11 protein-coding genes are annotated in these 14,762 nt (G+C 43.6%); 5 read left to right on the forward strand and 6 right to left on the reverse strand.

The window, feature by feature from the left end:
- Positions 1-57: 57 nt before the first annotated feature.
- Entirely contained in the window at positions 58-1,467 is a 1,410-nt protein-coding gene (gene glnA / locus J6836_RS18850; RefSeq protein ID WP_219245394.1) for a glutamate--ammonia ligase, read from the reverse strand.
- Positions 1,468-1,824: 357 nt separating this feature from the next.
- On the reverse strand, positions 1,825-2,760 hold the full coding sequence (locus J6836_RS22810) for a PadR family transcriptional regulator (protein ID WP_255586263.1): 936 nt from the start codon (positions 2,758-2,760) through the stop codon (positions 1,825-1,827).
- Positions 2,761-3,192: 432 nt separating this feature from the next.
- Between J6836_RS22810 and typA the strand changes: the two genes are divergently transcribed.
- Complete coding sequence (gene typA / locus J6836_RS18860) at positions 3,193-5,016, forward strand: ribosome-dependent GTPase TypA (protein WP_219245395.1); 1,824 nt, start codon at positions 3,193-3,195, stop codon at positions 5,014-5,016.
- 91 nt (positions 5,017-5,107) lie between these two features.
- Here typA and J6836_RS23370 read toward each other — a convergent pair whose 3' ends face one another.
- Entirely contained in the window at positions 5,108-5,344 is a 237-nt protein-coding gene (locus tag J6836_RS23370; RefSeq protein ID WP_219249551.1) for a helix-turn-helix transcriptional regulator, read from the reverse strand.
- Positions 5,345-5,733: 389 nt separating this feature from the next.
- Between J6836_RS23370 and yihX the strand changes: the two genes are divergently transcribed.
- From yihX to fabY, 3 genes are all read left to right on the forward strand, one after another.
- Positions 5,734-6,348: a glucose-1-phosphatase gene (yihX, locus tag J6836_RS18870; protein ID WP_219245396.1), complete on the forward strand. Its 615-nt coding sequence runs from the start codon at positions 5,734-5,736 to the stop codon at positions 6,346-6,348.
- A gap of 61 nt (positions 6,349-6,409) precedes the next feature.
- Positions 6,410-6,847 (forward strand): D-aminoacyl-tRNA deacylase, encoded by a 438-nt coding sequence (gene dtd, locus J6836_RS18875; protein ID WP_219245397.1) that lies wholly within the window; start codon positions 6,410-6,412, stop codon positions 6,845-6,847.
- Between the two features lie 23 nt (positions 6,848-6,870).
- Positions 6,871-7,785, forward strand: coding sequence for a fatty acid biosynthesis protein FabY (gene fabY / locus J6836_RS18880; protein WP_219245398.1), 915 nt, complete (start codon positions 6,871-6,873; stop codon positions 7,783-7,785).
- 66 nt (positions 7,786-7,851) lie between these two features.
- On the opposite strand, the gene J6836_RS18885 is transcribed toward fabY, so the two are convergent.
- The gene (locus J6836_RS18885) at positions 7,852-9,624 is read right to left on the reverse strand and encodes an AsmA family protein (RefSeq protein ID WP_219245399.1); all 1,773 of its coding nucleotides are present in this window, start codon (positions 9,622-9,624) and stop codon (positions 7,852-7,854) included.
- Between the two features lie 111 nt (positions 9,625-9,735).
- Positions 9,736-11,124: a uracil-xanthine permease family protein gene (locus tag J6836_RS18890; protein WP_219245400.1), complete on the reverse strand. Its 1,389-nt coding sequence runs from the start codon at positions 11,122-11,124 to the stop codon at positions 9,736-9,738.
- 236 nt (positions 11,125-11,360) lie between these two features.
- Between J6836_RS18890 and gltS the strand changes: the two genes are divergently transcribed.
- Positions 11,361-12,575 (forward strand): sodium/glutamate symporter, encoded by a 1,215-nt coding sequence (gene gltS / locus J6836_RS18895; RefSeq protein WP_206084875.1) that lies wholly within the window; start codon positions 11,361-11,363, stop codon positions 12,573-12,575.
- A gap of 98 nt (positions 12,576-12,673) precedes the next feature.
- On the opposite strand, the gene recG is transcribed toward gltS, so the two are convergent.
- The gene (recG, locus tag J6836_RS18900; protein ID WP_219245401.1) at positions 12,674-14,755 is read right to left on the reverse strand and encodes an ATP-dependent DNA helicase RecG; all 2,082 of its coding nucleotides are present in this window, start codon (positions 14,753-14,755) and stop codon (positions 12,674-12,676) included.
- Positions 14,756-14,762 lie beyond the last annotated feature (7 nt).

Below are 14,762 nucleotides of genomic sequence, written 5' to 3' on the forward strand. Positions count from 1 at the left end.
CATCAAAAGATGGGGCAAGTGCTTCACGGCAACAAAGACTATCAGTGGAACGGCGTGTTACACACTGTAGTACATTTCAAATTCGAGAGGGTGCGGTGCCATACGAACACGTTGGATGTCGGCACGGGTTAATTCAATGTATGCATCGATAGCGTCATTCGTAAACACACCACCACGGGTTAAGAACTCGCGATTTTTATCCAGCTCAGCCAGCGCTTCATCTAAAGAGCCCGCAACAGTTGGGATTTCTTTCGCTTCTTCTGGTGGTAAGTCATACAAGTTTTTGTCCATTGCATCACCTGGGTGGATCTTATTGATGATGCCATCAAGACCTGCCATTAACTGCGCAGCAAACGCCAAGTATGGGTTAGCCGCTGGGTCTGGGAAGCGCACTTCAATACGGCGTGCTTTGGTGCTTGCAACCACAGGGATACGGATAGATGCAGAGCGGTTACGTGCTGAGTAAGCCAGCATAACGGGTGCTTCAAAGCCTGGAACTAAACGTTTGTATGAGTTAGTTGTTGGGTTGGTAAATGCGTTCAGCGCACGTGCGTGTTTAATAATACCGCCGATGTAGTACAGCGCCATTTCAGATAAACCGCCGTATTTGTCACCCGCAAACAGGTTCACGCCGTCTTTTGATAAAGACATGTGGCAGTGCATACCTGAACCGTTATCACCCACTAATGGTTTCGGCATAAAGGTCGCTGTTTTGCCGTAGGCATGCGCAACATTGTGAACGACATATTTATAAATTTGAGTCTCATCCGCTTTTTTGGTCATGGTATTAAAGCGCGTAGCGACTTCGTTTTGGCCTGCGGTTGCCACTTCATGGTGGTGAGCTTCAACAACTAAGCCCATCTCTTCCATTGTGGTACACATTGCAGAACGCAAGTCTTGTGATGAGTCAACCGGTGGCACTGGGAAGTAACCGCCTTTAACCGCTGGACGGTGGCCTTTATTGCCGCCTTCGTATTTTGTGCCTGTGTTCCATGCTGCTTCGATATCATCGATATGGTAGTAGCTGCCGTGCATGTTGTTACCGAAACGAATATCGTCAAAAACGAAGAATTCAGGTTCTGGGCCAAATAACACGATGTCAGCGATACCGCTTGAACGCAGGAAATCTTCCGCACGTTTGGAAATGGAACGTGGATCTCTGTCGTAACCTTGCATGGTACCCGGCTCTAAAATATCGCAACGGATAATTAAGGTCACATCAGCAAAGAATGGGTCTAACATTGCGGTAGATGCATCTGGCATCAGTACCATGTCAGATTCGTTGATACCTTTCCAGCCACCAATTGATGAACCGTCGAACATCTGGCCTTCTTCAAAGAAGTCTTCGTCAACTTGGTGAGCAGGGATAGTGATATGTTGCTCTTTACCTTTCGTGTCGGTAAAACGCAGATCAATAAATCTTACATTGTGCTCTTTAATTAACGATAAAACATGTTCAGCGGACATTCTCGGCTCTCCTGGTCGGGTCTAATCAACAAATCGCATCATATTTTGCGTTTGTTGGTTTGTCTGGCGTGGCGGCGGTGATTAATCACATTAATATACGTTGCTCGCTCACTATGAATACTATAAGCGAAAAGCGTGCCAACTTTTAAAAGAAGAGTAAATACTGATTGTTACGAAGGAATGTCAATCGATTGAGTTAAAAATAGCTGCAGATTGCACTGTATTGGTGCGGTTTTGCGATGGTTTGCATTATTTTGGTGCGCTCAAGGATGGGGATAGAGAGAAAAGACCAGCTTTGTGCTTAATATATAAGCCCAAAGCTGAATTGGCAGACATTATTTAACGCGCGAGGAGATGTTATTCATCATCACTGTTGGTTAATAATGTATTCACTTCTTCAATTTGTTTCACTGCATCATTAATGATGGAAGCAATTTGGCGCGTTTGTTCTTCATTCAGTTGTTTCAGAACCATTTTGTGGCGCAGCAGGGCTTTAAAACGGCTGACCGCCATTTCGATGTCTTCTGCTAAATTACTGCCTTGCTGCATATCACGTGCTTTTGCCAGCTTGCGAGCAATTACCGCTTCTGTTTCTTTATTCTGTGCTAAGTGCGCAGCGCCTTCCGGCGTAATCGTAAAACTTTTGCGATTGCGCTCAACAATTTGAGACTCTAAAAAGCCTTGTTCTTCCAACAGTGTTAGTGTTGGATAAATAACACCCGGGCTTGGGACATAGAGGCCGTTTGAGGCTTCTTGGATGTCTTTGATAATTTCATAGCCATAGCTCGGTTTTTTCGCGACCAATGAAAGTACCATAATGTGAAGATCGCCGTGGTCGAATAGGCGGCGTAGGCCTTTGCCTCTTCCACGACCTTTTTGGCGTTCACCGTGCCCATGACGGCCTTCACCGTGGCAGCGTTCGCCGTGCCCGTGTCCATGACGGCCTTCGCCATGACAACGTTCGCCATGCCCGTGTCCATGACGGCCTTCACCGTGGCAACGTTCGCTGTGCTCGTGACCATGACGGCCTTCACCGTGACAACGCTCACCATGCTCGTGACTATGACGGCCTTCGCCGTGGCAACGTTCGCCGTGTCCGTGACCATGACGGTCATCACCATAATAATGGTCACCCTGGCTGCGATGCTCGCCTCCATGGCAACATTCATCATGACCATGGCGGCGTTCATTATGCCCGTGACGGCCTTCACCATGGCAGCAGCCATCGTGGTGGCCGCGCTGATTTTCGTCATGGTGTGCATAATATACATGACGACAAGATTTAATTAGCATATAGTTACTCCTTAGTTTGTAATTTTAGATATATCGAATTCATTTTATGGTTTTACTATATTTAGATATATCTAATTAGTCAATTTAGATATATCTAAATAACATAAAAAGACATTAAAAATGGCGGTTAAGAAAGAAAGTCTATTTTTTGTTCTTTTTTTGGGCTGCTAATATTAAGTTTTTAGCGTATTATTCTGTCACTTCGTGGTTTCGCAGAGATGATGCTCATTATTTTATGAGGGAATCTGGCACTGTTACGCAACTGAATGTTTTTTCGTTAAAAACTTTTTATACAGTGATGGGTTTCACATTTATTCCACTTGTGCGGAAAAACGTGTAAAATAACAGCAAATTAACGTAGAAAGTATGTTTGGGTAATTAAAATACCGCAAAAAACATATTCCTTTCCTGTCAATTAAACGGTAAAAATCCTTGTCAATTCAAAACTTAAGAAACATCGCCATCATCGCTCACGTTGACCATGGCAAGACAACACTGGTTGGTAAATTATTGCAACAGTCAGGTACGTTCGGCGAACGTGAAACTGTCGATGAGCGTGTTATGGACTCCAACGACTTGGAGAAAGAGCGTGGTATTACCATTCTTGCTAAAAATACGGCAATCCAATGGAATGGTTATCACATCAATATCGTAGACACCCCAGGCCACGCCGATTTCGGTGGTGAGGTTGAGCGCGTAATGTCTATGGTTGACTGCGTTCTGCTGGTTGTTGATGCGATGGATGGCCCAATGCCACAAACACGTTTCGTAACGCAAAAAGCGTTCGACCACGGTTTACGTCCAATTGTTGTTATTAATAAAGTTGACCGCCCAGGCGCACGTCCTGATTGGGTTGTTGACCAAGTATTCGACTTATTCGTGAACTTAGGTGCAACGGATGAGCAACTCGATTTCCCTATCGTTTACGCATCTGCATTAAACGGTATCGCAGGTCTTGACCACACTGAAATGGCTGAAGATATGACCCCGCTGTACGAAGCTATCGTAGAGCACGTCGCGGCACCAGCCGTTGATGTCGATGGTCCTTTCCAAATGCAAGTTTCGCAGTTGGATTACAACAGCTACTTAGGCGTTATCGGTATCGGCCGTATCAAACGTGGCGTGGTTAAACCTAACCAACAAGTGACTGTTATCGATAGCGAAGGTAAAACTCGCAACGGTAAAATCGGTAAAGTATTAACGCACTTAGGCTTAGAGCGTATCGATTCACAACAAGCTGAAGCGGGCGATATCGTTGCACTGACAGGTTTAGGTGAACTGAATATCTCTGACACTATCTGCCAAGTGGGTAGCGTTGAAGCATTGCCTGCGTTAGCAGTTGATGAGCCAACAGTTAGCATGTTCTATTGTGTTAACACCTCACCATTCTGTGGTAAAGAAGGTAAATTCGTCACTTCACGTCAAATCCTTGACCGCCTGAATAAAGAGCTGGTTCACAACGTTGCGCTGCGTGTTGAAGAAACTCAAGACCCTGATGCATTCCGTGTATCTGGTCGTGGTGAGTTACACTTATCTGTTCTGATCGAAAACATGCGTCGTGAAGGCTTTGAGTTGGCAGTATCCCGTCCAAAAGTTATCATTCGTGAAATCGATGGCCGTAAACAAGAGCCATTTGAGCAAGTGACTTTAGACGTTGAAGAACAAAACCAAGGTGATGTCATGAAAGCGTTAGGTGAGCGTAAAGGCGACCTGCGTGACATGATGCCAGACGGTAAAGGCCGTGTGCGTCTTGACTACATCATTCCAAGCCGTGGTCTGATTGGCTTCCGTACTGAGTTCATGACAATGACTTCAGGTACTGGCTTACTGTACTCAACATTCAGCCATTACGACGATGTTCGCCCAGGCGAAATCGGTGGTCGTCAAAACGGCGTTCTGATCTCTAACGGTCAAGGTAAAGCGGTTGCTTACGCACTGTACAGCCTGCAAGATCGCGGTAAACTGTTCTTAGGTCACGGTGCTGAAGTGTATGAAGGTCAAATCATCGGTATTCACTCACGTTCTAATGACTTAACCGTTAACTGCTTAACCGGTAAAAAACTGACTAACATGCGTGCGTCAGGTACCGATGAAGCAACAACTCTGTCACCACCAATTAAAATGACTCTGGAACAAGCGCTTGAGTTTATTGATGATGACGAATTAGTTGAAGTGACTCCGCAGTCTATCCGTCTGCGTAAACGTCACCTGACTGAGAACGATCGCCGTCGTGCAAGCCGTTCTAAAGATGACTAATTTTTAAATAATGAGGTGCCGATTAGTGGTGCCTCAAGATAAAAATTATTCGCAATAAAAGCTAATCTAGAACCTATCTAGGTTAGCTTTTTTATTGGTTTATTCTATTTTTAAACTGTTCGAGAAGATCATTTGACGTTGGTAATAGTGTTAATCTGAGGTTGAACGGTTTCATTATGGCACTGAGTGAGTCAGCAGATAAATTACCTCGGTCATTTTCTATCTCAGAAATAGTCTTTCGTGAAATGCCAACAAGTTTACCAAACTGCTCTTGATTAATTTTTAATATATTAACTCTGAGTTTTTTTATTGTATTACCGATAGAGATCTTGTTTAAAAAAGCTCTGTTAAAATATCAAGCATGTGGCTTTCATTTTCATTTAATCTAATTATATTCTGTTGAAAAACAGTAATTTCGGCAGTATTTTTATGTGAAAACCGCTGCGTATAAATAGCATTTTTTTCTTGATTTAACTGAGCGATTTCCAGCTTTAATCGGTTAGAATGATGATTAAGTTGGTCGTATTCTGAGGTTAATTCTTTTAATCTATTTTCTAATTCAACGTTATGACTTTATTCATGAGCTAGCTTATTTTCCAACTCTGATTCCATCAATCGATAAATTGACAAAATAACGTGAATTATCACCAATTAGGGCTGTTCAGTTGGACGAATAATGATTAAAGTAAATTTAGTGAATAACAATGAGGAAAATTTATGCTGTATATCTTCGATATGGGTAATGTGATTATTGATATCGACTTTAATCGTGTGTTTGATAAATGGTCTGAACTGAGCGGCACGCCAAGTGAAGAAATCAAATCGCGGTTTACTTTTGGCAATATCTTTCAATTACATGAGTGTGGAAAAATTTCAGATATAGAGTTTGCAGAGCTACTTTGTGAAGAAATGGGGATCACGCTGAGCTTTGAAGACTTTGCTGAAGGCTGGCACGCTATTTTCATTTCGTTAAGACCAGAAGTGATTGATATTATGGAACGCCTGCGTGAGCAAGGCCACCGTGTTGTCGTCTTATCGAATACCAATCGTCTACATTTAGACTACTGGCCAGAACACTACCCAGAAATTGCAGCGTCCTCCGATTTTCTTTATTTATCCCAAGATTTAGGCATGCGTAAGCCCGACCCTGAAATCTTCAAATACGTTCTGCAATCTGAAGAGTTTGAAGCGGCAGATGCAGTTTTCTTCGATGATGTAGAGGAAAATGTCAAGGCAGCACAAGCCCTTGGTATCCATGGCGTTCATGTCGTGGATAAAGACACTGTTCCTGAATATTTCCGTACTTACGATTTTAGTGCTGAAGTTGAATAACATTTGATATTGATGATGGAGCAACGGATAACGTTGCTCTATCTTTTTGTGCAGAGTAATCATGATTGCATTAATCCAGAGAGTCACTCATGCGAGTGTTGTTGTTGATGAAAAAACAGTTGGGCAAATAGACTCCGGTTTATTGGTTCTGCTTGGCGTCGAAAAAGACGATGACGAGCAAAAAGCTAAACGCTTATGTGAAAAGGTACTGGGCTACCGTATTTTCAGTGATGAACAAGGGAAGATGAACCTGAATGTTCAGCAAGCGGGAGGCAGTTTACTGGTAGTCTCTCAATTCACGTTAGCGGCAGATACCAAAAAAGGCATGAGACCCAGTTTTTCTGGGGGAGCAGAGCCTGAAAAAGCCGACAAGTTATATCAATATTTTGTGGAACAAAGTCGTCAACAGGGTATCACGACCCAAACAGGGCAATTTGCTGCTGATATGCAAGTAAGCTTAACCAATGATGGCCCTGTGACCTTCTGGCTGCAAGTGTGATTCCATTTTTAAAGGGGGAGCCGATGTACCATTTACGTACACCGAAAGATGAAATTGAATTTGCGACTTACTACCACTTTCGTTGGGAAATGTTGCGAAAACCCTTCAACCAACCCCTCGGTTCTGAAAAAGATGGCTATGATTTAACCGCTCATCACCAAATGGTGGTGGATGATAAAAATCGCATTTTGGCGATTGGCCGTTTATATATTAATGCCGATAACGAAGGCGCAATTCGTTTCCTCGCCGTGAACCCTGTTATGCAAGGTAAAGGCTTGGGTAAGTTGATTATTATGGCGCTGGAGTCGGTTGCACGGCAAGAAGGCGTAAAACGTATTGTTTCCAGCGTACGCGAAGAAGCCGTTCCTTTCTTTAATAAAATGGGGTTTGAAAATAGAGGGCAAGTTGCAGGGCAGCTTAAAACACCTGTTCGCCACTATTTGATGATCAAGCCGATTGAAACCCTAGACCAAATTCTACATCGCCCTGATTGGTGTGGTGAGTTACAGCAAGCGTGGTATAAATACATTCCGTTAAGCGAAAAAATGGGTGCTCGCATCGAGCAATATACAGGAACCCGTTTTATTACGACGATGCCAGAAGCAGGTAACCAAAACCCTCATGAAACCATTTTTGCAGGTAGCCAATTTTCACTCGCTACATTAACTGGCTGGGGGCTGATTTGGCTGTTAATGCAAGAGCACCAACTCGGTGGCGACATTGTGTTAGTGGATGCCAACATCCGCTATGGTAAGCCCGTGAGTGGTAGGCCAACGGCCATTGCAGATTTAGCGAATATGAGTGGTGACCTCGACCGCTTAGCGCGGGGCAGTAAAGCACGCGTAAAACTAAAAGTGGAAGTGAGCAACCCAGACAACCAAATTGGTGCAGTATTCAGCGGGGTGTATATGGTGTTGCCTGTCGAGAAAACAAAGTAGAACATATTATTGCTGGTTGAATAATACGAAGAGGGCAGGTCAAGTGACCTGCCTTTTGCTTGTTCGCTATTGAGCCATTAAAGCAGGAACTTGTGGTGTTGCATCTTGTGGCACTGGCGTTGTTTCCATATTTGGTACGTCTTCTTGTGTTTCCACCGAAGAGGTCACAACCCCTTTTACTACCGTGCGATATAAGCGCTTACCTTGAAGTGGCATCGCCATCAGTTCGCCATTTAAACTTTTGGCGACTGAAGGTGCAAGAAAATCGCCCTGTAGTGTTGCATCAAAATCCCCGATAACTTGTGCTGGGAAACCTGACCATCCCCATTGGTTTAAATCGATTAAATCAATGTTAGTCCCAGAGGCCCGCAATAAAAACGGCACTTTTTTCGGTTCTTGTTTCACCAATACACCAATTTTACTGATCCCTCTATCGGTACTGACCGTTAAACTAGCCGCTGCAGAGGATTTTCCACTTTGACGTACTTCTAAGAACGGACGGCGGACTAAAACTTGGTTAATTGTGCCGCTATCAGCGTTGAATGTCGCCTTACCGTTCCAAATTCCCCACTGTTTTTGCTTAATGAGGTCAACATCTTCAATATTGGCGCTTAATGCCGTGAATTCGAACGGGAACTCTGGCTGGATATTCATTAATAAAGATTGAGAGACAGTAAATTTTTTGATGGATAAGCCAGACAGCCAAGATGGCGCGGGCTCAGCAAAAAAGGTCAGCCATGTTTCTGGCAGGGTATATAAAATGCCACCTAATTTACCTTCATTAATGGTAAGAAGCTGGTCATTACGTTGCCAAGCACCACTTAAATTAAATACACCTTTGTTGTAGTAGCCTGATAATTTATTGATGTTGAGTTTGTCTCCATCAATATTTAGGTCACCAATTAGTGTACTAAGCTGCTGATCTTTCATGACCAACTGGTCAACGTTAAAGCTAATTTTACTTTTAGGGCTTGTCCAACTGCCTCTGACCAAACTTAGCTGATCGATTTGTGTACTCAGCCCTGAAAGCGCCCAATCTTTTCCTTGAATATCAACATTGGTTAATTCAAGGTTTTTGATTTGAATAGTTCTATCACTATTAATCGCATCAAATAATGTATCGAAATCAACATTATTTTCCCAGCCAACCTTATTCATTGCCAAGGAGTCAATGGTTATTGCCCCATCAGTAAACACTTTACCTTCACCCGCAATATAACCGTTATTCAGGTAGGCACTTGCTTTGCTGATTTCAGTGACTTGCTCTTGCAATTTCCCAGTCAGCGCGACATTTTTAAATGGTAATTCATTAATTTTTAACTGGTTAGCGGTAAACCGAAAATCACCATAGCCAAACGGGTGATTAACTGTTGGTTTCCATGGTGTGATCCCCCCAGTAAAGCCCGTGGCGGAAATAGTTTCATCACCTTGGTTAAGGGTTAATTGGCTATTTTCAAATTGCAGAATACTCGCCGAAATAGGCAGTGGCGTTGATTCAGGGGATATGGTGGCGGAAAGCTCACCTTGTGTGATGACGAAGCGGTGAATTGCTGTGCCGCTGAAAATATTGCGCCAATTCACATCAACCACGATTTGGCGTGCATCTAAGGACAAATCTTTGTTTTGTGACGCTAATTTAACATCTTGGAAGATGAATTCCCCGGGATTGGAAAATTCATGGCCCATAATCCCTACATGGATATCGTAGTCAGTAAATTTGCTAAGGAATTGGCTCGAATAAGAAGCGCCCCAGCGCGTTTGTAACCCTACGTAAGCGGCGATAAACAAGAGCAGCAGTAGCAATAATGCATAGGTAACAAATTTAATTAACCATTTCACAGCTAACTGCTCCTCAAATTTGTGGGGGAATGCGTTTAATATCGCAACAATTTAAGGATAGCATACAGAAGAACCGCCAGAATATTCAACTCTAGCGGTTTAGATGAAAGATTATTTTTCGAGTGGGAAAACTAAATTCAGCACAATTGCTGTTAATCCACCTGCAGCAATACCAGAAGAAAACAAGGTTTTCAGCCAGTCAGGAGCAAACTGAAGAATTAGTGGCTGCTGTGAAACGCCCATGCCAACGGCAAGGGACAGTGCGATAATCATAATGGCTCGGCGGTTAAGTGGTTCACGAGAAACAATACGCACGCCAGATGCCGCAATGGTACCAAACATCACAATGGTTGCACCGCCAAGAATGGGTTCAGGAATTTGCTGTACAAAACCCGCAACAGCAGGGAACAGGCCCAGCAAAACAAGCATTAATGCGACGATATAACCCACATAGCGGCTAGCCACACCCGTTAACTGAATAACTCCGTTGTTCTGACCAAAACAGGAATTAGGGAAAGTATTAAATACGGCAGAAACCATTGAGTTTAAGCCATTTGCTAATACACCGCCCTTAATGCGTTTCATATAAAGTGGCCCGCGAACAGGTTGTTCAGAAACATCAGAGGTTGCGGTGATATCACCAATGGTTTCCAAAGAGGTCACCATAAAGATTAAAATCAGTGGGACTAACAAGTTCCAATCAAATGACAGCCCGTAATAAAAAGGCTCAGGAACGGTAATAAAGGATTGGTTTGGTTCAGTCGGTTGCGCATTTGGCAACATATCCATCCACCACGCAGCAAGGTAGCCTACCGCCATTGCAATCACCAAAGAGGCTACGCGCAAATATGGGTTTTTTTGGCGATTGAGTAAAATAATGACCGCAAGAACGATACCCGCCAAAATCAAGTAGTCGGGGGAACCAAAGGTGTTATCACTAATTGCGCTATAGCCACCGCCAATGGAGGTTAGCCCAACTTGGATCAATGATAACCCAATAATCATCACGACCACACCTGACACTAGTGGGGTAATGACGCGACGTGCTAAATGCAAGAAGCGAGATAAAATGACTTCAGTGAGTGCAGCGACTAATAACGTACCAAATAGTGCTGCCATCATGGAAGGGATATCCGCTCCACCTTGCTTGAGTGCAACACCTCCCATAATTAAAGGTGCAACAAAGTTAAAACTGGTTCCTTGAATAGATAACAGCCCTGAACCAATCGGCCCCCATGCTCTAATTTGAATTAACGAAGCAACGCCAGAGGCAAATAAAGACATGCTAATAATGCGTTGGGTATCGTGTGCAGGCAAGCCAAGGGCTTGGCAGATCAGCATGGCAGGAGTGATAACAGCAACAAACATCGCGAGAAGGTGCTGCCCAGCGGCGAAGAGCGCTTGGGGAAGCGGTGGCCTATCTTCTAATTTATAGATGAGCTCGCTCTGGGTATTTATGGTTGATTCTGTATTTTGTTTTTCAGACGTTGCTGTATTCATTGCCTTCATTTCCCACCAACAAAAAACGCATTGTAAAGCGACTAAATTAAAAAGCAATCGTTTGCGCAAAATAAATATTGTAAATGGTTAAACTAAGTTCATCACATTTTTATATCTTTTAACTTGTATTTATAACAGTTTTTTTTTCTAATCTGTTCACCTGTTTTTGGCGTTTTAAGGAAGATATTAACGTCTTACTAATATTTAATAATTTTAACAACAGACGAGGTACGTAAATGTATCATCTCGATGTCTACGGGACTTTGGTAGCAGCAACACTAGTACTACTGCTTGGGCGGAAACTCGTTAAAACCGTTCCTTTTTTAGAAAAATATACAATTCCAGAGCCTGTTGCAGGCGGATTGTTAGTTGCTTTTAGTCTACTTTTGCTGAAGCAAATGTTTGACTGGAGCTTATCTTTCGACTTATCACTGCAAGAACCGATGATGTTAGCTTTCTTTGCCACCATTGGTTTAAATGCCAACCTAGCGAGTTTGAAAGCAGGTGGTAAAGCCCTGTTTATCTTTATTTTTGTGGTTGTCGGCTTATTGCTTGTTCAAAATACAGTGGGGATCGCCCTCGCTAAATTGCTGGGACTAGACCCATTAATGGGGTTACTTGCTGGTTCAATCACACTCTCTGGCGGCCATGGTACTGGTGCGGCATGGGGGAAAATCTTCTCTGAGAGCTATGGCTTTAAAAGTGCAACTGAAGTCGCAATGGCATGTGCAACATTTGGGTTAGTCTTAGGTGGATTGATTGGCGGCCCTGTTGCACGTTTCCTAACGCGAAATATTCCAACGCCGGGTACCTTAGAAGACGATAAAGACGTGCCAACAGCGTTTGAAAAGCCACAATCAGGCCGTATGATAAGCTCAATGGTACTGATTGAAACTATCGCTTTAATCGCTATTTGTTTACTGGTCGGTAGCTACCTTTCGGGTTTATTAGCGGAAACGGTTTTTGCTTTACCGAAATTTGTGTGTGTTCTTTTTGTGGGTGTGATCCTCAGTAATGGTTTATCTATACTGGGTTTTTATCGGGTATTTGACCGAGCAGTTTCCGTATTAGGTAACGTTAGCTTATCGTTATTTTTAGCCATGGCATTAATGAGCTTAAAATTATGGGAATTAGCATCATTAGCAATTCCAATGATTGTCATTCTTGCGGTACAAGCGTGCGTAATGGCAGGATATGCGATTTTTGTCACTTTCCGAGTCATGGGTAAAAACTACGATGCTGCTATTTTAGCGGCAGGTCACTGTGGTTTTGGTCTTGGCGCGACGCCAACGGCGATTGCAAACATGCAAGCAGTGACAGATAGATTAGGGCCATCTCACTTAGCATTCTTAGTTGTACCAATGGTTGGTGCATTCTTTATTGATATTGTGAATGCTATTGTCATTAAATTGTATTTAATGTTGCCCGTTTTCCCGACAATAGCGGGATAATTTATATTCTAATAATTGATAGTAAAACAGGTATTGCCGTGAATAAGTTCACGGCAATTTTCGTTTAAAGAGATGTATTCAGAAGTTTGATTATGGGATTAAGCATGCCCATATTGTTCACGTTCAGGTAGCCAGCGTTCAATAATTTGTTGTGCATTTTTAGGGTATTGCTGTTGAATATGGCGGGCAATACGTTGCACTTCTGGCAACATATACTGATCACGAAGTAAGTCTGCCACTTTAAATTCAGCATTACCTGTTTGCCTTGTCCCTAATAATTCACCCGGCCCACGAATTTCTAAGTCTTTCTGGGCGATGACGAAACCATCGTTACTATCACGTAAAACCTGTAGGCGCTGTTTTGCTGTATGTGTTAGGGGCGTTTTGTACAAAAGAACACAGTGAGAAGCAACTGCACCACGGCCTACGCGGCCTCTTAACTGGTGAAGTTGAGCAAGACCTAAACGTTCGGGGTTATCAATGATCATTAAACTGGCATTTGGGACGTCAACCCCGACTTCAATCACGGTGGTTGCGACTAATAACTGGATTTCATTATTTTTGAATGCCGCCATAATACTTTGTTTTTCCGTAGGCTTCATTCGCCCGTGGACTAAACCCACTTTAAGTTCAGGGAGCGCAAGTGCCAACTCTTCACTGGTTACCTGAGCGGCTTGGGCTTCTAATAATTCGGAATCTTCGATGAGCGTACATACCCAATAGGCTTGGCGGCCTTCATCAATACAGGCTTGGCGTACACGTTCAATTATATCGTTACGTCGTGTATCAGGGATGGCGACGGTCGTTACGGGCGTTCGTCCCGGTGGGAGCTCATCAATCACCGAAGTATCTAAGTCAGCATAGGCTGTCATCGCTAGTGTGCGTGGAATTGGCGTAGCGGTCATAATGAGTTGATGAGGGTGAAACCCTTGTTGTTCACCTTTTTCACGCAGAGCGAGGCGCTGGTGAACGCCAAAACGGTGTTGTTCATCAATGATCACTAAACCCAAAGCATTAAACTTTACTTGCTCCTGAAAAATGGCATGAGTACCAATCACCATCGAAACCTCACCGTTTGCGATAGCTTCTTGCTGCTGTTCCCGTGCTTTGCCTTTTTGTTTGCCCGCAAGCCAACCGACTTTGATACCCAATGGCTCGAACCATTGTTTGAAGGTATTAGCATGTTGCTCCGCTAGAATTTCAGTGGGTGCCATTAAGGCGACTTGCTTACCATTTTCAATAGCGCAGACAGCGGCTAATGCGGCGACAAGGGTTTTTCCCGAGCCCACATCTCCTTGAATTAAACGCATCATTGGTGCATCTTTTGCAAGATCAGCTTCAATTTCCCCCACCACACGGTTTTGCGCATTGGTCGGCGAGAAAGGCAATTGTGCGAGCAACTGTGCCTTTAGTTTTCCGCTAGAGGTTAGCCGCTGTGCATACAAACGTTCGTTGCCTGCTCGGATCGCTAACATACTTAAGTGGTGAGCTAATAATTCTTCAAGTATTAAACGCTTTTGTGCAGGGTGATGGCCTTTTTCTAGCTCACTGAGTGCCACATTCGGTGGTGGATTATGAAGGAGTCGTATTGCATCAGGCAGGCTTATCATGCCACGGCTAAGTTCTTCAGGAAGTAGCTCTTGAATCTTTCCGTTATCAAGCATGACCAGAGCTTGGTCCATCACTTTGCGTAATGTGGCTTGGCGAACGCCTTCAGTCGTAGGATAAACTGGCGTAAGGTTTTCTTGCAACGGAATGTTGCCTGTCTCTTGGGATACTTTATATTCAGGGTGAATAATTTCAGGGCCTGTATTACCTCTGCGAATTTCACCATAGGCGGTAACTTGCCGGCCTTCTGCTAAGTTATTTTTCATCGCCGCAGAGAAATTAAAAAAACGTAGTGTTAAGTTACCTGTGCCATCAGTTATGAGGCAGGTCATCATACGCTTTCGGCCAAAAACCACTTTTGTTTGGAGCACTTCACCAATAATAGTGGCGGTAGTTCCGGGTAAAAGGTCTTTGATTTGGTACAAACGGGTATGGTCTTCGTAGCGAAGGGGGAAATGAAGAAGTAGGTCTTGAACGGTGTTCAAACCGATTTTACGCATTTTTTCTGACTGGCTGGCACCTATTCCATGCAGAGAGGTCAGTGAAATGGTATCAAGTAACCCATTATTCATGTTCTTT

Source organism: Providencia sp. R33 (assembly GCF_019343475.1).
Taxonomy (GTDB): domain Bacteria; phylum Pseudomonadota; class Gammaproteobacteria; order Enterobacterales; family Enterobacteriaceae; genus Providencia.

Excerpts from the sequence above, each read along its gene's own strand:
- glnA (WP_219245394.1), bottom strand. The coding sequence starts at position 1,467 with ATGTCCGCTGAACATGTTTTATCGTTAATTAAAGAGCACAATGTAAGA.
- J6836_RS22810 (WP_255586263.1), bottom strand. The coding sequence starts at position 2,760 with ATGCTAATTAAATCTTGTCGTCATGTATATTATGCACACCATGACGAA.
- yihX (WP_219245396.1), top strand. The coding sequence starts at position 5,734 with ATGCTGTATATCTTCGATATGGGTAATGTGATTATTGATATCGACTTT.
- dtd (WP_219245397.1), top strand. The coding sequence starts at position 6,410 with ATGATTGCATTAATCCAGAGAGTCACTCATGCGAGTGTTGTTGTTGAT.
- fabY (WP_219245398.1), top strand. The coding sequence starts at position 6,871 with ATGTACCATTTACGTACACCGAAAGATGAAATTGAATTTGCGACTTAC.
- J6836_RS18890 (WP_219245400.1), bottom strand. The coding sequence starts at position 11,124 with ATGAATACAGCAACGTCTGAAAAACAAAATACAGAATCAACCATAAAT.
- gltS (WP_206084875.1), top strand. The coding sequence starts at position 11,361 with ATGTATCATCTCGATGTCTACGGGACTTTGGTAGCAGCAACACTAGTA.
- recG (WP_219245401.1), bottom strand. The coding sequence starts at position 14,755 with ATGAATAATGGGTTACTTGATACCATTTCACTGACCTCTCTGCATGGA.